The following is an 18,705-nucleotide window of genomic DNA, read 5'->3' on the forward strand; positions in this document are numbered from 1 at the left end:
GGATGAAATTCCTCGTGGCGTGCCTGGTACTCAGTGGCCTTCCGGGCTGCGCACGGTTCCAGCGATTCGCGAGCAACTCCGGTGGCACGCTCGGGAAGGTCGGGCGGGTCATGGAGGACAACTCGAAGTCCTTCCAACGTGCCGACGAGATGAAGAAGGACTGCGATGCGTTGAGGGCCCGCACCGTCTCCTTCGAGGAAGAGACCGCCTTCGGTGGCGCGGTGAGCGTCAACTGGGTGAGCCAGGGAGGAGGGCTCACGAACCGGTCAGATGCCCGTGCGCTGCACGTGCAGCTCAACAAGATTGGAAAGAACCTCGCGGCCCAGTCGAGCCGGCCGAACCTCCCCTGGACCTTCGGAGTGCTCCAGTCCGAGGGCGTCAACGCGGTGAGCGGACCGGGGGGTTACGTCTTCGTTTCCGAGGGGCTGCTCGCACGGCTGGACAACGAGGCCCAGCTCGCGGGGGTGCTGGCGCACGAGATCGCCCACATCACCGGCAAGCACGCGATGCACGAGTACCAGAGGTATCTCGTGAAGCAATGCGAGGGCGCGGTGACGGCCGCGCGGGTGGATGCGGCCGTGAACACGGTGAAGGGAATCGGGAGCGCGATCGCGCCGATACAGCTCCCTCCCGGCGAGCTGCGGAACCTGTTCCAGGGGCTGGCGGCCAACGTGGATTTCAACGCGTTGGGCAAGAACGCCATCAAGGCCCTCACCGACGGATTCGTCTCGCACCTCCTCGAGAAGGGCTTCGACACGGACGACGAGTACGCCGCCGACCTCGAGGCCGTGGAGTTGATGGCGGCCGCCGGCTACGCCCCCGAGGAGTACGTGGCCTTCCTGTCGAAGCTGCCGGACAAGGGGCTCTCCACCGAGCACCCCCGCAAGGAGAAGCGGCAGGAGAGGCTACGCAAGCAACTGGCGAAGTGGAGCGAGCGCGCCCCGGACGACGAGTTCACCACGTCCGTGGACCTCTCCCAGACGAAGGTCGTTCCCCTGCGCGACGCGCTCCAGGCGGGCCGCACGGGCACCGCCTCGCGCGGGGATTGAACGGGGCGCTGGTCAGGGCGCCACGGTGGTGACGAACTCCGTCTTCCCGTCACCGACCTTGAGGATGACGGCGGGCTTCACCGGGTTGCGATTGGCATCGAGGCTGAGGGTGCCCGTCACACCGGGGAAGTCCTTCGTCGAGGCGATGGCCTCGCGCAGGGCGGCGCCCGAGGTGTCCTGCGCCCGCTTCATCGCCTCCACGGCCACGCGGGCCGCGTCATAGCCAAGTGCCGCGATGGCGTCCGGCACGCTGCCGTAGGCGGCCTTGTAGTCGGCGATGAACTTCTGGGTCCGAGCGTCCGGGTTGTCCGGCGAGTAGTGGTTGGAGAAGTAGCTGCCCTCGACCGCGCTGCCGCCCAGCTCGAAGAGCTTGTCGGAGCCCCAGCCATCACCCCCGAGCAGGGGCACCGTGACGCCCAGCTCCCGCACCTGGCGGGCGATGATGCCCACGTCGCTGTAGTAGCCGGGAATGTAGATGGCCTGGGGCTTCGCCTTCTTGATGGCGGTCAGCTGCGCGCGGAAGTCCGTGTCTCCCTTCGCATAGCTCTCGTCGGCGACGATCTTCCCTCCCAGCTCGGAGAACCTGCCGACGAAGGTGTCCGCGAGACCGATGGAGTAGGCGCTCTTGTTGTCCCGCAGCACGGCGATCGTGTCGAACTTCAGGTGCTCGCGCGCGAACTTCGCCATCACCGAGCCCTGGAAGGGATCGATGAAGCAGACGCGGAAGATGGAGTCGCCCTTCTGGGTCACCGCCGGGTTGGTGCCGCTGGGGGTGATCATCGGCACGCCAGCCGCCTGGGCCTTCTCCGCCACCGCCAGGGACGCGGAGGAGCCCGTGTCCCCCAGGATGAGGGCCACCTTGTCCTGGGTGATGAGTCGCGTGGCCGCCTGCGCCGCCTCCTCGGGCTTGCCCTGGCTGTCGTAGACGCGCGTCTCCAGCTTCCTGCCCTTCACGCCGCCCGCGGTGTTGGCCTCCTGGATGGCCAGCTCGATGCCATTGCGCGCGGAGATGCCATAGGTGGCCTCCCCTCCCGTGAGGCTCCCCAGGACGCCCACGACGAGCGCACCTGAAGCAGCTGGAGGTGTGGCCTGAGCACCCGCCGAGCCACCCGTGACGGGCGTGGCGGGAGCGGGCGGGGATTTCTTCTCGCAGCCCGTCATGACCAGGGCGAGCGAGGTGAGAAGCAGGGAAAGTGAGCGATGCATGGGCGCTTCTTCACACGGCCATTCCCTTCCCACAACCCCAACGTCCGGCCACCGTTCACATCCGAGGCTTGACGGGAGAGCGGGCCCAGCTGAAAATGCAAATCATTCTCATGTTCTGGCGAACGGCGAACCCAACGCGCGACCCGAAGAGCCGTGATGACGGCGGTGCGCCCTGGCGCGGGGAGCGGCGATGTTGAGCCTGGCGGCGCTCGCCTTCTCCGTCTCGGCGGTGTCGTTCCTGAGCAATGGGGCGCGGGGCGGCTCGCGGTGGGTGGCGGCGGGTGCGGCGCTCGCGGCGGCGGCATCCTCCATCGCGGCGTATGGTGCCGTACAGGGACTGCTCGTGACGCTCGTCCTCGCCATGACGGTGGCCTCGGTGCTGGTGCTCGTCCTGGCGCCCCGGCCCGAGCACGCTCGGACGGTCGCCATCGTGAGTGGGCTGCTCGGGCTCGTGCCCGCGCTCCTCGCGGGAGCCCGCGGGTGACGACGGTGGCCGAGGACAAGGCCGCGGGACACACCCTCGCGCGGACACTCGCCGCCCTTCTGGGTGCGCCCCTCGCCGCGTTCGCGGTGGGCGCGGGACTGGTGGCCTTCCTGCCGGTGTCTCCCGAAGTGGCCTATCTGATCGGCTTCCACGTGATGGTGCCGCTCTGGGTGACGCTCGCGTGCGTGCTGCCGCTGCTGAAGAACGGGCGCGTGGCGTGGGGCGTGTGCCTCGCCTTCGCGGGCCCCGTCGCCGCCGCGCTGGTGCTCCGGAGGCTCGGGTGAAGCTCGCTCCTCGCACCTTCCGCATCCAGTGGGACCTGCACGCGTGGGCGGGCGTCACCGCGAGTCTGTTCCTGTTCGTCATCTTCTTCTGTGGTGTCTTCGCGCTGTTCCGCGAGGAGCTCGAGGTCTGGCAGGAGCCCGCGCTCCACGTCGCCCCCGCGGGAGGCACGGCCCCGTCCTTCGATGCGCTGATGGCCCACCTGACGAAGAAGGGCCCGCTCGCGCGCGGCGCGCATGTGGGCTTCCTCACGCACGAGGAGACACGCTTCGTCACGGCCTACCTCTTCTCGCCGGGCGAGCCGCGGGAAGTCTGGCTCGATCCCGTCACCGGCGCGGAACTGGCCCCGCGGAGCCGGCTCTCGAGCGAGCTCTACTGGATGCACTTCTTCTACCGCGTGCCGCGAGGCATGGAGCTCACGGGCCTGATCGCCATCGCGTCGCTCGTCGCGCTCGTCAGCGGCTTCTGGATCCACCTCAAGGACCTGCGCCAGCAGTGGTGGCGATTCCGCCCCTCACAGAAGCCGCGCTTCTCCGCGTCCGATGCGCACAAGGTGCTCGGCGTCTTCGGGCTACCCTTCACCGTGATGCTCGGCTGGACGGGGGCCGTCTTGTGCCTCTCCGCCCTGGCGGGGCAGGGGCTCACGGCCACGGTGTTCGATGGAAATCCCAGGCGGGTGAGCGAGCTCGCGGGCTACGCACAGCCCGTCCGCGAGGAGGCCCACTCGGACGCCGTCATGCGCCCCATCGACGAGCTCGTGTCCCGCGCTCGTGCCGCCGTGCCCGGGGCCACGGGCACGCCCCGCTACGTCGAGCTTCAGCTCCACGGTGACGCGAACGCGTGGGCGGGCATCTTCTTCCAGCTCGAGCCGCTCGGCGCGGACCACTTCGCCTTCCTCGACTCGGTGAGCGGCGCTCCGATCGCGACGAGCCGCGAGTACGCGACCCCCTCCTTCTCCTTCGAGCGGGTGCTCTTCGATCTGCACTATGCGCGCTATGGAGGGCTGCTGTTGAAGCTGCTCTACGCACTGCTCGCGCTCGCCATGTGCGGGGTCATCCTCACCGGCAACCTCATCTGGCTCGAGCGCCGGGACAGCCGGCGCGAGCACCTGGGCAACCGGCTCCTGGAGCGGCTGACCGTGGGCGTGTCCGGGGGACTCGCCTTCGCGACCTCGGTCTATTTCGCGGCGAACCGCGCGCTGCCGTGGGAAGCCCCGCGGCGGGCCGATTGGGAGTTCGGCCTGTTCCTCGGGGCCTGGGCGCTCGCGGTCGGCTGGACGCTCGTGCCGCGCGCCTCCTCACGACAGGCGGGCGTCGTGCTCTGCATGGGGGCCGCGACGCTCTTCGGCGGAGTCGTCGTCGCGGACGTGGCCTTCAGGGATGCGAACCTGTTCACGGCGATCTCTCGAGGACTGCCGCCCGTCTTCATCTCGGAGCTGCTGCTGTGCTCGCTCGCCCTGGGCTGTGGCGGCCTCGCGAGAGGCCTGGCGCGGGGACGTCCGACGGAGGTCCTTCGGGCCCCCGTCGAGACGCCCCCACGTGGCTACCAGGTGTAGCCGACCTTGAACGTGGCCCGGCGCCGGTCACCGTAGAAGCAGGCCGTCGCGGAGCTGCAGGACGAGACGTACGTGTCGTCCAGGAGGTTCGAGGCGTTGACCGCCGCCTGCCAGTGGCCCTTCTCGTAGTGGACGCCGGCGTCCACGAGCGTGAAGCCCGGCACCTCCAACGCGTTGTCACGGTCGGCGAACGACGCACCCACGTGGCGCGCGCCCGCTCCTACCCCAAGGCCCTCGAGCACCCCGCTCTGGAGGGTGTAGTCCAGCCACAGGGAGGCGAGGAGCCGAGGCACGCCCACCGGCACCTTGCCCACCTCGAAGTCCGCGCCCTCGGTGATTTCGAGCTGGTAGAGCGAGGCGGAGCCGATGAGGCTCAGCCCCTGCATCAGGCTCGCGTTCGCCTCCAGCTCGAGACCGCGCGAGCGCACCTCGCCGATCTGCAGCTGGTTGAAGGAGCCATCCGTCGTCAGGAAGTTCTCCCGCCGCAGCTCGAAGACGGAGAGGTTGAGCGAGGTCTTCACCTCGTCCGGCTGGAACTTGATGCCCGCCTCGAGCTGCTCGCCCCGCTCGGGCTCGAAGAGCTCTCCCGTCGCGGTGGTTCCGGCGACCGGGTTGAAGGAGCGGGCATAGCTGACGTACGGCGCCAGGCCGCTGTCGAAGGTGTAGATGAGGCCCGCGCGGCCACTGAAGGCCTGCTCGCTACCGTCGTAGCTCGAGGTCGGAAAGAGCTCGTTGTCGAGCCGCATGCCCACCCAGTCCTGGCGTCCGCTGAGCACCAGGTTCAACCGATCGGCGATCCGGAGCTGGTCCTGGAGGTAGACACCGAGCTGGTTCTGGCGGACCGCGTTGAGCGTGTAGCGCGAGGAGGTGGGCGTGGCGGGAACGTAGACGGGCTCGAGAAGGTCGAGCGAGGCCCCGGCCTCGTATCCCTGCTCGTCATCGAGTGCGTAGTGCTTGTAGTCGAGTCCGAACAGCACGGTGTGGTGGAGCGGACCGGTGTCGAAACGCACCTGGGCCTGATTGTCGACCGTGAACAGCTCCGCGAGGGGCGTCGTCACGAAGTTGCCGCGGGCGAGCCGCGCATCCGCCGGAGAGCCCTCGTACCCGACGCCGTACAGGTTCTGGAAATCGATGGAGAGGTGGCCGTAGCGCAGGTTCTGGCGCACCGTCCAGGTGCCGTTGAAGCGATGCTCGAACTCGTAGCCGATCAGCGCCTGGTCACGCTTGAAGCGGTCCAGGTCCGGATCGCTCGTGAAGAGGTCCGTGGGGATGCGCCCATAGGGTGCGTCCACGACGGTGCCCACGTAGGGCAGGAAGTTCTGGCCGCGCGTGCGATCCACCAGGTAGCTGGCGTGGAGGGTCAGGCTCGTACCGGCGGACGGCTTCCAGGTCACGCTCGGAGCGACGAAGAGGCGGTTGTTGTCGATGTACTGGACCTGGGTGTTCCCACCCCGGGCCAATCCCGTCACGCGGTAGAACCACTGCCCGCCCTGGCCGATGGGACCACCGAGGTCGATCGCGCCGTAGCCATTGAGGTACTCGTTGATGCCGGCTTCCACATGGAGGAGCCGATCGGAGGGAGGCCGCTTGCTGACGAGGTTGAGCAGGCCGCCTGGATTGGTGCCGCCGTAGAGCACCGACGAGGGGCCTCGCACCGCCTCGATCCGCTCCAACCCGAAAGGCTCGAGCCTCCAGGTGGAGAAGGAGCTGGAGAGGAGCTGCAACCCGTCGAGGTAGTAGCCCGCCTCCTGCGAGGGGAAGCCCCTCATCAGGAACCAGTCGTTGCGCGAGTCGGCGCCGAACGACTCGGAACGGACTCCGGGCGTGTAGCGCGTGGCCTCGACGATGGTCTGCGCCTGCTGGGCTTCCATCTGCTCACGGCCCACGACGGAGACCGACTGCGGCGTCTCGAGGAGCGACGTGTCCGTCTTGGTGCCGCTCGCGCTCTGCCGGGCGACATAGCCGCCGACAGGGCCCGTGGCGCTCTCCCGCTCGCTCTCGACATGAACGGTGTCCAGGGTGAGCGGCGTCCCCTGCTCCTGCTCCTGCGCGACCGCCGTCGTCGCGAGCACGAGGAGTGAGACGCCCGCGAGAGTGCCCTGCATGGTGAAGCGCCGCACACGCCTATCTGGAATGGGAGGAGACATTTCGTGGCTTTTTGAGAATGATTCTAAGTTGCAGATTCAGAGACTGAACGTGCTGCGGCCTAGCATGGGCGTATGAGGCAGGCAAGCCGGGAACGTACTCCTAGCGAAGGCCCGTGGCGCTGGCGCGACGGCAACGTGCCCGGCCCAGCCACAGCGGCAGCAAGAGCGCGGGGAGCGTCAGGAGATCGGCCACGTCCGCGGTATGAGCCACCGGAGCCACGCGGGGAACGTGGGTGCCGCGCCAGAGCGCGCCGAGCGCGCGCACCGGCGGATTTCGCACACGTCCCCCGTTCCGCAGACCACGGTCACGTACTCCTCCACCCGGAGCGGCACCGGTGCGTCCGCGGTATCGAGCACGACTGCCGCACTCGTGGGCTCGGTCGCCCCATTCGCTGCTCGTGACCCGAGCCGCCACCCAGGGCCTGCCGGGCTCGGAAGGAGCCGCCGGCCCAAACCGCGACGTCAATGTCACGGTGAGCCAGGGCAATGCTGTCAGGGGGCACCTCTTCGGAAGAGAAGCGCCTCTCCTGGAAGCCCGCCCGTGCCCCACGCGGTGGAGGGGGTCCACCGCGTGGCGGGCGTCCTCACTCAGGGAGTGGCGGTCTGCTGCTCATCCTGCGCGCCCTTCTCGGGGGACTTGGAAGGGGCGGGCTCCGACGGCTCATCACGCTGAGTCCGCTTGGCCACGGCCGCTCGCGCCAGCTCGCGCGCCCGCTGGGCGACCTTCGGCGTGGGGGCGAGAATCATGAACATCAGGCGACCTTCCATCCGGGGCGGCTGCTCCACCACCGCCACGTCCTTCAGGTCCTTCGCCACATCTTCCAGGATGGCGGTGCCCTGTTCCCGGTGTGTGATTTCACGCCCTCGGAACTGGACGACGACCTTCGCCTTGTTCCCGTCTTCGATGAAGCGGCGCATGTTGCGGACCTTGAACTCGTAGTCGTGATCCTCCGTCTTCGGACGGAGCTTCACTTCCTTGAGCTCGACCTTCACCTGCGCACGGCGCGTTTCCGCGGCCTTCTTCTTCTCTTCGTACTTGAACTTGCCGTAGTCCATGATCTTGCAGACCGGTGGACTGGCCATGGGGCTGATCTCGACGAGATCGAGTCCCTCGCTCCGGGCCCGTTCGAGCGCTGCCTCGAGGGGCATGACGCCGAGCTGACCGCCATCGGAGCCCACGACACGGACCTCGCGAGCGCGGATACGGCGGTTGGTTCTCTGGTCGCGGCTCCCGCCGCGGCTGCTTCTCTGTTCGCGTATGATGTTGACTCTCCTTCGAAATGGGTTCTGGACCTGTCCCCCCGAAAGTGGGACAGGCCGCTTCGGTATGACAGGGTGCCCGACACGGACGTAAGGCCGCCCCCCTTCCTCACGTCCCGTGCGTGACACTGTGGCCTCCCGATGTAGGAGTGCCTCCAGGTGCCCGCTCGCCTGATAGGAGGGAGAGCTTACGACGAACTCTCCCCGACCGAGGACGGTAATACCAGAGATAACGCCGGGTCCGTGATCCCGCCGTGGAACCGATGGTCCGAAACCCGGCGGCCGGCCGATGCGAGCCCTCCCCCTCCTCGGAGAGGAGGAGCCCTGGGCCCGCTCAGAGCACCTTGCGGAAGGCGTACAGCACACGCTCGAGCAGCTTCTGCCACAGCGGACGGCGGCGGAACTCCGCCAGGTCCACCTCCCGGCAGCTCTGGCAGTCCCCGCGGAAGGACTCCTCCAGCACGCGCCCCAGCCGCGGGTCCGCGAAGACGGCGTTCACTTCATGGTTGAAGAGGAGCGACAGCCGCTCGAGGTTGAACGAGCCGATGGTGCCCCACGCCCCATCCACCACCGCCGTCTTCGCGTGCAGCACGCAGCGCTCCCACTCGAAGATGCGGACGCCCGCGGTGAGCAGCTTCTCGTAGAAGGCGCGCGTGGCGTGCACCAGCCAGGGGTGGTCCCCCTTCGAGTTGAGCAGCAGGCTCACCTCCACCCCGCGCTGGGCGGCCTCGCGCAAGGCGGCCACCAGCTTCCGGTCCGGGATGAAGTACGCGGCCGCCACCAGCACGCTGCGCTTCGCGCGGGAGATGGCATGCAGGTAGGCGCGGTGGATGCTCCGACGGCTGGAGAGCACCGCCAGGCTCACCTCCCCCCGCCTGCGCAGCGCGGCCTGGCGCTTCCGGTGGCGCGAGTCCCGCCAGGAGCGGAAGCGATCCTGGAACGCCATGCGCCAGGTGGCCACGAAGCGGCGCTCCAGCTCGTACACCGCCGGCCCTTCCACCCTCAGCACGTCGTCGCGCCAGGCACCGCCCTGTCCCTCGGGGGCCCAGTGGGCGGAGATGTTCACCCCGCCGATGAAGGCCACCTCACCGTCCACCGCCAATATCTTCCGGTGGTCACGCCGCAGCAGGTAGCGCAGGCCCCGGCCCAGGCGGGTGAAGGGCTTGAAGGGACGGATGTCCACCCCGCGCGCGCGCAGTCCCTCGAAGAAATCGCGCCGGCTCGTCCAGGAGCCCAGCGCGTCGTAGAGCACCTTCACGTGCACGCCGCGCTCGGCCGCCTCCGCCAGCGCCTCTCCGAACAGCTCCCCCACCGCGTCGGAGATGAACATGTACGTTTCGAGGTGGATGTAGCGGCGGGCGCCCCGGATGGCCGCCAACATGGCCGGGTAGGCCTCCACCCCATCGCGCAGCAACTGGCACGCATTGCCCCGCAGGACGGAGTGCGAGCGCGGCAGGTAGTAGCGGGCGAGCAGCGAGGGAGAGACCTGGGGGCTCCACACCGGCGTTGGAGCAGGCAGGCAGCCAACCTCCTGCTCTCGTGTCTCCCCGGTCCGCTCCCTGGCCTCCGCGCCGATCCCCACCTCCAGCTCACGCATGGTGAGACAAGGGTGGGAATGATCGGACGATCCGGCAACCGCTCAGCTCCGCGCCGGCGTCAACCCCGACACAACGACTACAGGCCCAGGTTGGCGCGCTTCACCTCCGCCATGCGGGCGCAGGGCTGGTCGTAGTCGTCCGGGAAGTACTCGCGCGTATGATCCAACGTGGCCGAGGCCGCCTGCCAGTTGTTCTGGTTCGCGTAGCCCTCCACCTCCAGCATCAGCTTGGAGCACACGCGGTCCAACTCCTTCTGCGCGTCCTTCACGCGCTCGCGCGCCTCGAAGTAGAGGTCCGGCCTGGGCTCGGGGTGGGCCTCCAGCAGCAGCCACGCCTCGCGGAAGGACTTCCACGCCTCGTAGCGGTTGCGCGCGCCCACCGTCGCGTTCTCCATGTTCTTGCGGCCACGCACGTACGACTTGCGCGCCTCCTCGAGCAGCTGCTCGGGTGGAATCTCCGGCAGCAGCACCTTCTCCAGCCAGATGTTCCAGATGCGCCACGAGTCCTCACCCGGAGGATTCTTCGTGTTGTCGAAGGTGATGCGGTTGACCTCGCCCTTCTTGAGCATCTCCGAGGGGATCATCAGCTCGAGGACGCGATCCTGGCTGGCCATCGTGTCCGGGGGCACCTTGCCCAGGTCCACGCCGTTGACGGTGATCACCACCTCGCCCTCGGAAATCCCCTGCGCCTGGTAGTGCAGCAGGCCCAGGGCGCGTGTGGCGGCGGTGTACTCCCACTCGAACACCTTCTGATCCGAGCGCTCCCACATCACGCCCTCGCCCAGGCCGAAGGAATCATCGATGGGCCTGGCGCTGAGGGTGGTGGGCTCGGGGCCCCGCGCCACCTTCTGCTCGCCGCCGAGCACCACCCAGTACAGCAGGCCCATGAGGCCCAGCGCCACCACCACGCCCGCGCCGATGATGCCCCGGCGCACGTTCTGGCTCGCATCGAGCCAGAAGAGCTTGATGTTGGCCACCAGACCGGGAGACTCGCGCCGGATGCGGGCGCGCTCCGCGGCGGACAACCCTCCACCGCCCTGAGCCGCCGGAGAACCCCGCGCCACCGCGTTGGCGGTGGGACGGCGGGGCGGAGCCGCGGGCGCGGAGTCCGGAGCACGCGCCAGGGCGGCGGGTTGGGAACCGGCGCGGGTGGATGTGCGAGCGGGAGCCGTCGCGGGCAGGGCGGGCTGCGTTCCCGCGCGGGTGGGCGTGCGAAGGGCCTGGATGGGGCGGGTGGTGTTGAGCCGGGCCTCCTCGAGCTCCTCCGCGTTCGCGCCCTCGGGAGCCAGGGCCTCGCCGCGGGTACGGCTGCGCGGACGCGCCACCTGCTCCACGGACACGATACGCGTGCTGTTGTCGTCCTGCTGGACCGGTGCCTCCGCCGTGACCGGGTCCTCCGCGGGCTTGAAGACGAACACCACCGGACCGAGCGACAACTGATCGCCCTCCGCCAGCGCCTGCTTCCCCGCAACCAGAGTGCCATTGACCCGGGTGCCATTGGAGCTGCCGAGGTCCTCGACGAAGTACCCACCCTTCTCGGAGAAGATGCGGCAGTGGCGGCGGGAGATGCCCGCGTCGTACAGGACGACGTCACACTCGGCGACACGGCCGATGAGGACGGAGTCCTGCTCGAAGACGAACTCCTTCCCGGCCTCCTTGCCCTCGGCGATCGTCAGCTGGAAGCTCATGGAAAACCCTCAGACTCCTAGAGCGGCCTTCGCCGCACGGGCCACGGCCGCACGGGCCGAGGCAGGCTCGAGCACCTCGGCCTCTCCGCCGAACGATAGCACCCACTGCGTCAACCAGCGCTCGTTGTCTCCCGCGACCCGCACCTCGACGCCCCCATCCGCGAGCAGGCGGGCGTCCTCGCCGAAGCGCTCCCGGACGTAGGGCGCCACGAGCCGGGAGAAGCGCACCCGGACGGCGGCATTGGTCCGGGCGGGGTTGGGCACCTCGGCGCGAGCGTCCTCCCGGGGCTGGAAGGTGGCGTCGGTGAGGGCCAGGGTCTGCATCCGGTCCACCCGGAAGAGCCGATCGTCCTGGCGGTTGAGGCACCACGCCTGGAGGTACCACTGGCCCCGGTGGCTGAGCAGCTCGTGCGGCCGGACCCGGCGCGACTCGGGGGCGCCCCGGCCGGGGGTGGCATAGTCGAACGTCACCTCACGCCGCTCGTGGATGGCGCGGGTGAGCGGTCCCAGGGCCTGCGGGGCATCCACCGCGGCGTCGATCTTCCGGTACATCTCGCGGAAGCGCTCGCCCGCGCCCGGAGGCAGCACGCGCTCCAGCTTCTCCACCGCGCTGCGCAGCGCATCACCCGCCGCAGGACGCAGCAGCTCCGCCGAGGCGGCCAGGGCCGAGGCCTCGCCCACCGTCAGCCGGGGCGGCGCGGACAGGCGCTGGTCGAGATCGACGTAGACGCGCTCGTTCTCGACGTAGATGTCGATGTAGTCGTCCGGGTTGAAGGGAGGCCGGCCCACGCAGGCGAGCAGATCCAGATCCTCCAGCAGGTGCTCCCGGCTGACGTTGAGGGCGCTCGCCAGCTCCTGCACGGAGATACCAGGGCGCGAGGAGACGAAGGGGACGAGGAACAGCAGGCGGCGCAAACGCTCGTGGACACTCATGCCGCCACCTCCCCATGCGCCGCGTGCTTCTCGAGGATGCGCGCGGCCATGGCCTTCACCCGCTCACGGGCGTCCTCGGGGGATTCCACGCGGCAGTCCGGCCCGAGCTGCATGCAGAAGCGCAACAGGCCATCCAGGAACGTCACCGGCAGTTCCACGAGGACACCCGCCTCGTCCGCGGCCGGAGCCACGCTCGCGCCCGGGAAGAGCGAGGCCGCGCGACCCATCAGTTCCCCGGTGAGGCGCAGGCGCACGTCCATGCGTGCGTGGAAGCGGTGCTGCCAGGGATAGGTGGCGACGTAGTCGTCGAAGGAGAAGCCCTCGGGGACCTCGAAGTCCGGAGAGCGCGGCCGGGCCGTGTTCGCCTTGAGCGAGCGGATGCGGTGCACGTGGAAGGTGCGAACCCCCTGGCGCAGGTGGCAGTAGCCCACCAACGTCCAGATGCCCCTGCGCAGCGCGAGCCCGTACGGGTCCACCTTACGCTCGGTGAGATCCGCGCGCTTGGGCGAGGCATAGGACATCTGTACCCACTTGTGGGAGGCGCACGCCTCCCAGAGCTGCTCCAGGTGCGCGGCGAGCTGCGGGCTCCCCTGCTCGGTGCCCAGCTCCATGCGCACACGCGGGGTGGGCAGCGCGTTGCCGGCGAAGAAGCCGATCTTCCGCAGGGCGTGTGACAGGTCGTCCCGGCCGGGGAAGGCCCCGGAGGTCAGCGCGGCGCTGCCCGCGGCGTAGAGGACGGCCAGCTCCTCCTTGGTGAGGTCCACCTCGGGCAGGTAGTAGGCGTCGCGGTCGACGACGTAGCCGTCCCGCCGTTCGTCATCGCCCTGGATGTAGGTGAGGGGGAAACCCAGCTCCAGCAGTTCCGCCTTGTCCCGCTCGAACTTGCGTTCGGCGGCGTCGTCGGAAATGCCCATGTAGTCGTGGGGGAAGTGCTCGCGCAGTTCCGCCCAGGAGATGGGTTCCCGAGCGTCCAGGAACAGAGCCACGAGGTCGAGGAGGCGTTCGGTCCGGTCCATCTGAAGGTCTTCGACAATGCGCAAAAGCGTCAGGTCGGGTCAAGGCAACGGACCATGACAACAGGCGGATGCCCGCTCTCGGTCCGTGCCATCGTGGATCTACCCGGCGGACAGGCACCTGAACAGCTTTTTGCTGAACGGCCGAGCAGGTGTGTTCGTGGATGAGTGAAACCGACCTCCGGATGGCGAGCGAGCGTTCGCCGTAACCGGGCTCGCGAACGGGGCTCAACTGGGATATTCCTATGAATCTGCGACGTGCGCGCCTGGCCGGGGCGGGCTCGTCTGGCGGTATGCCCTGCGAGGACCCACATGACGCGCTCCACCCTCATCAAGAAGGCATGGCTCGGGCTCGCGCTGGTGGGACTGGCCTGCGTGGCGTCGCTGCCCAAGGAGGCCCAGGCCGAGCCGCTGTACTTCGCGCTGGAGGTACGGCGCGAGGGGCGGCTGGTGGCCCAGCCCAAGCTGCTGGGAGAGACGGGCCGCACGGTACGCGCCGAGCGTCGCAAGCCCGGCGCCCGTGAGCCCGACTACCGGCTGGTGCTCACCCCCACGGCCGAGGGCGAGACGTTCCGCCTGGAGCTGGACCTGATGCTGCCGGAGATCAAGGGACACTCGGAGCTGGCGCTGCTGCATGGCCAGGAGGGCAAGGTCCAGCTCGGCCGCTGGCCGGGTGAGCTGGAGGTCTCGCTCCTGCTGATGAAGGTGGACTCGCCCGAGTTCAGGGCGCTGATGGATCTGACGGAAGATCCCGCGGTGGGCGGCTCCGGCCGTCCCATCTGAGCATCACAACACCGCCAGATCATCGCGGTGCACGGCCTCGTCGAGGTACCGGTACCCGAGCACGGACTCGATATCGGCGCTCTTGAGGCCGGCGATGCGCCGCAGCTCCCCATCCTCATAGGCGCTCAACCCGCGGGCGAACACCTGCCCCTGCGCGTCCACGAGGTCCACCGGGTCACCCCGTCCGAAGTCCCCCTCCACGGCGCGGATGCCCGAGGGCAGCAGGCTGCGCTTGCCGACGACGACGGCCTCGCGCGCGCCCCCATCCACGATGAGGCGCCCCTTGGGCTTGAGGGCATGGGCGATCCACGCCATGCGCGCGCTGCGCCGGGTGCCGGAGGTCTCGAAGAGGCTCCCCACGGGCTCGCCCGACAGCACGGAACGGAGACGGCCGGGCACGGCGCCGGAGGTGATGACGCAGCGGATGCCGAGCTCGGTGACGCGGGCGGCGGCGCGAATCTTGGTGGACATGCCCCCCGTGCCCACCTGGGAGCCGGAGCCACCGGCCAGGGCGAGCAGCTCCGGGGTGACGGCGTCCACCTGGGAGAGCAGCCGGGCGTTCGGATCCTTCCGGGGATCCGCGGTGAAGAGGCCCTCCACGTCGGAGAGGACGATGAGCGCGTCGGCCTCCACCACACCGGCGACCAGGGCGGCCAGGGTGTCATTGTCACCGAACTTGAGCTCGTCCACGGAGACGGTGTCGTTCTCGTTGATGACGGGCACCACGTTCGACTCGATGAGGCGCTCCAGCGCGTGCTTCACGTTCAGGTAGCGACGGCGATCCTGCACGTCGCCATGGGTGAGGAGCACCTGGGCCACCCGCCGGTCCGCCTTGCCGAAGGCCTCCTCGTACGCCTGCATGAGGCGGCTCTGGCCCACCGCGGCGCATGCCTGCTTGCCAGGGATGTCCTTGGGACGCGCGGGCAACCCCAGCCGCTCGACTCCCAGGGCGATGGCGCCGCTGGACACCACCACCAGCTCCCGGCCCTGGGCCGCCCACAGCAGATCCTCGCCCAGCGCCTCGAAGTGGGCCCGGTTGAAGCGCCCCGTGGCGTTCGTGAGGGCGTTGGTCCCGATCTTCACCACCACGCGCCGAGCGGCGCGCACCGCGTCTCGTCCAGAAAGATTCACGCGCTGTCAGTATGCCGGAAGTCCGCGCGTCGGGCTCGTGTTGTACGAGGTCGGCCATTCGGCGAACCCGGAGATGAATCCGGACCGGAAGGACCCTATCCTCCTGATGAAGAAGGACAGGATGACGGCGTGGCGCGGGCGCCCTCCCTCCGCGCGGGAGAAGGACACTTTTGAAGGAAATCTACGGAAACACCCTCGGACTCAAGGCAAGCGAGCAGAGCCGGCTGCGCAACACCTACCGTCGCCGCGTCTCGCCTCATGAGATCGTCTCCCCCGAGCTCGCCCGTCACCTCACGGAGCTGTCGAGGGAGACCAACCGGCAGGTGGGCGTCCTCCTCAACCGCAAGGGCGAAATCGAGTACGTGGTGGTGGGCAACGCCCACAAGCTGGAGCTGCCGGACATCGGCCGCGCCCGCGCCGGTCAGGTGCGTCTGCGTGGTCTGCGCCTGGTGCACACCCACCTCAAGAGCGAACCCCTCACCAAGGACGACCTGACGGACCTCGCGCTGCTGCGCCTGGACATGGTCGCCGCGGTGGGCGTGGGCCACACGGGTCTGCCCGGCGTGCTCCACTACGCGCACCTCGTGCCCGAGAACGGCACCGGCCACTTCTGGAATGTCACCACGCTTCCCGACGTCCACGACGGACAGCCGGACGTGCTCGACACACTCGAGGCACTGGAGGAGGAGCTCAACCGCAAGGCCGCCGCGCGCACCGTCTCCGGTCGCGACAAGGCCATCCTCGTGGCCGTGTGCCTGGACGGAAACCGCGCCCACGCCGAGGCCAGCCTCGCCGAGCTCAAGGAGCTGGCGCGGACCGCCGGCGTCGAGGTCATCGACAGCGTGCTGCAGATGCGTCGCGAGGCCGACCCTCGCTACCTCATCGGCCGCGGCAAGCTGGAGGACCTCAACCTGCGCTCCATGCAGGCCATGGCGGACGTCCTCATCTTCGACAAGGACCTCACCCCCTCGCAGGGCCGCCACATCAGTGAGGCCACGAGCCTCAAGGTCATCGACCGCAGCCAGCTCATCCTCGACATCTTCGCCCAGCGGGCGCAGAGCGCCGAGGGCAAGCTCCAGGTCGAGCTGGCCCAGCTCAAGTACCGCCTGCCACGGCTCGTCCAGAGCGACACCTCGCTCAGCCGTCTGGCCGGTGGCATCGGCGGGCGCGGCCCTGGTGAGACGAAGCTCGAGATCGACCGCCGCCGCGCGCGCGATCGCATCAACCACCTGGAGAAGCGCATCGACTCGCTCTCCCGTGAGCGCGAGGTCCGCCGGGCGCAGCGCAACCGCCGCGACCTGCCCGTCATCTCCATCGTGGGCTACACCAACGCGGGCAAGTCCACGCTCCTCAACGCCATCACCGGCTCCGAGGTGCTCGCGGAGAACAAGCTGTTCGCCACGTTGGACCCCACCAGCCGCCGGCTGCGCTTCCCCCAGGAGCGCGAGGTCATCATCACCGACACGGTGGGTTTCATCCGGGACCTGCCCAAGGACCTGGTGGCCGCCTTCCGCGCCACGCTGGAGGAGCTGTACGACGCGGACCTGCTCCTGCACGTGGTGGACGCGAGCGACCCCTCGCGCGACGAGCAGGTGGAGGCGGTGGAGAGCATCCTCGACTCGCTGGACCTGATGCAGAAGCCGCGCCTCATGGTGTGGAACAAGGCGGACCTGCTCACCCAGGAGGAGGTGGAGTCGCTGCTGCGCACCCGCGGCGGCGTCGCCATCAGCGCCGCGAGCCGCGAGGGCCTGTCCGCCCTGCTGGCCAAGGCGGACACCACCCTCTTCGCCGAGGGTGCCTCGCGGGAGCTCGGGCTGGTCTCCGAGGAGCCCTCGCCGGACCTCGGGCTGGTCTCCGAGGAGCTCGACGAGGAGCCCGCGCAGAACCTCGGGGCGGCGTAGCCCCGGGGCGGAGGGTTGCGGGCGGGCACCGGGGCACTCTACAGTCCCGGTGCCGTGCTCATGCCGCTCGCCCTCCCATTCCTGCCCCCACTGCTCGCGCAGCTCCCCATCCCCGGCCTCCGACGGGAGCTGGAGAAGCCCGCCTCGTCGGTGGATCCGAACTACTTCGAGCTGCTCGAGCGCAACAGCCACATCGTCTACCCCGTCCTCGGGTTGATGGTGCTCGCGCTGGTGACGGTCGCCATCCTCCAGGCCACCAAGGCCCAGGACATGGATGGCGCCGTGAAGGCCGAGTTCAAGAAGCTCATCGTCGACGAGCTGCGGCGCTACCCCGCGGGCCTGGAGACCCCGGACCTGGCGGCGGCGACGGGACTGGACCGCAGCAAGCTGGTGCGGCTGTTGGATCAGATGCAGCAGGATGGCGTGCTCGTCTCGCACACCACCACGCAGCGCCAGACCGTGTGGCGGGTGAAGGGCATCGGCGGCCGGTACTGAGCGCCACCGTCCCGGCCCGCCCTCACACCAGCTCGGACTTGGGCTGGCGGGTCATCAGCTCCACCACCGCGGCGCGGGCGCTCTTGCCCTCGTAGGCGATGGCGTACACCTGGTCGCAAATGGGCAGCTCCACCCCCAACCTGCGGGACAGATCGCGCGCGCTCCTCGCCGTCTTCACGCCCTCGGCCACCTGCTTCATGTCACCGAGGACCTCCTTCAGCGAGCGGCCCCGGCCCAGCTCCATCCCCACGTGCCGGTTGCGGCTGAGCTCGCCGGTGCAGGTGAGCACCAGGTCCCCCATGCCGGACAGGCCCGAGAGGGTGAGCGGGTTGCCGCCCTTGCGCACCGCCAGGCGGGTGATCTCCGCCAGGCCCCGGGTGATGATGGCCGCGCGGGCGTTGTGGCCCATGCCCAGCCCGTCGGCGATGCCCGCGGCGATGGCGATGACGTTCTTCAGCGCGCCGCCCAACTGCACCCCCACCACGTCATTGGACGTATAGGAGCGGAACGTCTCCGTCTGCAGCGCCTTCTGGCAGCGCACCGCCACCTTCTCCCAGTGCGAGGCGATGGTGACGACGGTGGGCATGCGCTGGGCCAGCTCCTTGGCGAAGCTGGGGCCGGAGAGCACGGCGATGTAGGGGTGGCACTCCTCCGGCAGGCAGTCCTCGAGCAGCTCCGTCATGGTGAAGAGCGTCTCGTTCTCGATGCCCTTGGCCACGGTGATGAGGGGCACGTGCCGGGGCAGGTACGGCAGCGCGTGGGACACCACCTCGCGCGTGGCGTGGCTGGGCGTGGCCAGCACCACCATCTCCGAGCCCTCCAACGTCTCCCGCAGGCTCGTCGTGGCCCGCACGCGCGGGGAGATGGGGATGCCGGGAAGGTAGGACGCGTTCTCGTGGCGGGCGTTGATGGCCTCGGCGAGCGCCGCATCCCGCCCCCACAGGCCCACCTGCTCGCAGTTCACCGCGAGCACGTTGGCGAGGGCGGTACCGAAGGAGCCGGAGCCGATGACACTGGCGCGCATGGTGCGAATCTCCCAGGAACGAGGGGGATGCGCAGCTTAGACCACCCCCCCCTCCCCGGAACGAGGTTTCCCAGCGGGCGGGCGACGCAACGTCGGACAGCAGGCAAGCCGCACTTCCTCATGGCCATCCGGGGGCCGGGTCGGTCTACCATCCGCC

17 protein-coding genes are annotated in these 18,705 nt (G+C 69.2%); 7 read left to right on the top strand and 10 right to left on the bottom strand.

The genetic code is table 11. The features are described 5' to 3' along the window. Nucleotides 1–2 precede the first annotated feature (2 nt). Nucleotides 3–1,049, top strand: a complete 1,047-nt coding sequence (locus JQX13_RS02410; RefSeq protein ID WP_203407471.1) for a M48 family metalloprotease — start codon at nucleotides 3–5, stop codon at nucleotides 1,047–1,049. A gap of 12 nt (nucleotides 1,050–1,061) precedes the next feature. Here the strand turns inward: JQX13_RS02410 and JQX13_RS02415 are convergent, their stop codons facing one another. Further along, nucleotides 1,062–2,255, bottom strand: a complete 1,194-nt coding sequence (locus tag JQX13_RS02415) for an ABC transporter substrate-binding protein (RefSeq protein WP_203407472.1) — start codon at nucleotides 2,253–2,255, stop codon at nucleotides 1,062–1,064. Between the two features lie 190 nt (nucleotides 2,256–2,445). On the opposite strand from JQX13_RS02415, the gene JQX13_RS02420 reads away from it, so the two are divergent. From JQX13_RS02420 to JQX13_RS02430, 3 genes are read left to right on the top strand one after another with little or no spacing between them, the layout of a single operon-like run. Next, the gene (locus JQX13_RS02420) at nucleotides 2,446–2,739 is read left to right on the top strand and encodes a hypothetical protein (RefSeq protein ID WP_203407473.1); all 294 of its coding nucleotides are present in this window, start codon (nucleotides 2,446–2,448) and stop codon (nucleotides 2,737–2,739) included. Next, a complete protein-coding gene (locus JQX13_RS02425) occupies nucleotides 2,736–3,023 on the top strand; it encodes a hypothetical protein (RefSeq protein WP_203407474.1) in 288 nt (95 codons plus the stop codon). Before JQX13_RS02420 ends, JQX13_RS02425 begins: the two co-directional genes overlap by 4 nt. Then, the gene (locus JQX13_RS02430) at nucleotides 3,020–4,576 is read left to right on the top strand and encodes a PepSY-associated TM helix domain-containing protein (protein WP_203407475.1); all 1,557 of its coding nucleotides are present in this window, start codon (nucleotides 3,020–3,022) and stop codon (nucleotides 4,574–4,576) included. The genes JQX13_RS02425 and JQX13_RS02430 overlap by 4 nt, the downstream gene beginning before the upstream one ends. Here the strand turns inward: JQX13_RS02430 and JQX13_RS02435 are convergent. From JQX13_RS02435 to JQX13_RS02465, 7 genes are all read right to left on the bottom strand, one after another. Further along, complete coding sequence (locus tag JQX13_RS02435; protein ID WP_239014487.1) at nucleotides 4,564–6,723, bottom strand: TonB-dependent siderophore receptor; 2,160 nt, start codon at nucleotides 6,721–6,723, stop codon at nucleotides 4,564–4,566. The two genes, JQX13_RS02430 and JQX13_RS02435, sit on opposite strands and share 13 nt — an antisense overlap. A 100-nt stretch (nucleotides 6,724–6,823) precedes the next feature. Further along, on the bottom strand, nucleotides 6,824–7,003 hold the full coding sequence (locus JQX13_RS02440; RefSeq protein WP_203407476.1) for a hypothetical protein: 180 nt from the start codon (nucleotides 7,001–7,003) through the stop codon (nucleotides 6,824–6,826). 308 nt (nucleotides 7,004–7,311) lie between these two features. Next, complete coding sequence (infC, locus tag JQX13_RS02445) at nucleotides 7,312–7,902, bottom strand: translation initiation factor IF-3 (protein WP_430384148.1); 591 nt, start codon at nucleotides 7,900–7,902, stop codon at nucleotides 7,312–7,314. 415 nt (nucleotides 7,903–8,317) lie between these two features. Then, nucleotides 8,318–9,580, bottom strand: coding sequence for a phospholipase D-like domain-containing protein (locus JQX13_RS02450; RefSeq protein ID WP_203407477.1), 1,263 nt, complete (start codon nucleotides 9,578–9,580; stop codon nucleotides 8,318–8,320). 77 nt (nucleotides 9,581–9,657) lie between these two features. Continuing rightward, nucleotides 9,658–11,268, bottom strand: coding sequence for an FHA domain-containing protein (locus JQX13_RS02455; protein ID WP_203407478.1), 1,611 nt, complete (start codon nucleotides 11,266–11,268; stop codon nucleotides 9,658–9,660). A 9-nt stretch (nucleotides 11,269–11,277) separates the two neighbouring features. Beyond that, nucleotides 11,278–12,201 carry a helix-turn-helix transcriptional regulator gene (locus JQX13_RS02460; RefSeq protein ID WP_203407479.1) on the bottom strand — a complete coding sequence of 308 codons (924 nt, stop codon included), beginning with the start codon at nucleotides 12,199–12,201 and terminating at the stop codon, nucleotides 11,278–11,280. After that, on the bottom strand, nucleotides 12,198–13,217 hold the full coding sequence (locus JQX13_RS02465; RefSeq protein ID WP_203407480.1) for a helix-turn-helix transcriptional regulator: 1,020 nt from the start codon (nucleotides 13,215–13,217) through the stop codon (nucleotides 12,198–12,200). Before JQX13_RS02465 ends, JQX13_RS02460 begins: the two co-directional genes overlap by 4 nt. A 309-nt stretch (nucleotides 13,218–13,526) precedes the next feature. Between JQX13_RS02465 and JQX13_RS02470 the strand changes: the two genes are divergently transcribed. Continuing rightward, the gene (locus JQX13_RS02470) at nucleotides 13,527–13,997 is read left to right on the top strand and encodes a hypothetical protein (RefSeq protein WP_203407481.1); all 471 of its coding nucleotides are present in this window, start codon (nucleotides 13,527–13,529) and stop codon (nucleotides 13,995–13,997) included. Nucleotides 13,998–14,000: 3 nt separating this feature from the next. On the opposite strand, the gene proB is transcribed toward JQX13_RS02470, so the two are convergent. After that, complete coding sequence (gene proB / locus JQX13_RS02475; protein WP_239014488.1) at nucleotides 14,001–15,128, bottom strand: glutamate 5-kinase; 1,128 nt, start codon at nucleotides 15,126–15,128, stop codon at nucleotides 14,001–14,003. A 170-nt stretch (nucleotides 15,129–15,298) separates the two neighbouring features. Between proB and hflX the strand changes: the two genes are divergently transcribed. Then, nucleotides 15,299–17,029, top strand: a complete 1,731-nt coding sequence (hflX, locus tag JQX13_RS02480) for a GTPase HflX (RefSeq protein WP_239014489.1) — start codon at nucleotides 15,299–15,301, stop codon at nucleotides 17,027–17,029. Between the two features lie 60 nt (nucleotides 17,030–17,089). Further along, entirely contained in the window at nucleotides 17,090–17,524 is a 435-nt protein-coding gene (locus JQX13_RS02485; protein WP_239014490.1) for a hypothetical protein, read from the top strand. Between the two features lie 22 nt (nucleotides 17,525–17,546). Here JQX13_RS02485 and JQX13_RS02490 read toward each other — a convergent pair whose 3' ends face one another. Beyond that, nucleotides 17,547–18,548, bottom strand: a complete 1,002-nt coding sequence (locus JQX13_RS02490; RefSeq protein ID WP_203407483.1) for an NAD(P)H-dependent glycerol-3-phosphate dehydrogenase — start codon at nucleotides 18,546–18,548, stop codon at nucleotides 17,547–17,549. Nucleotides 18,549–18,705 lie beyond the last annotated feature (157 nt).

The sequence above is a fragment of the Archangium violaceum genome, from assembly GCF_016859125.1.
Lineage (GTDB): Bacteria > Myxococcota > Myxococcia > Myxococcales > Myxococcaceae > Archangium > Archangium violaceum_A.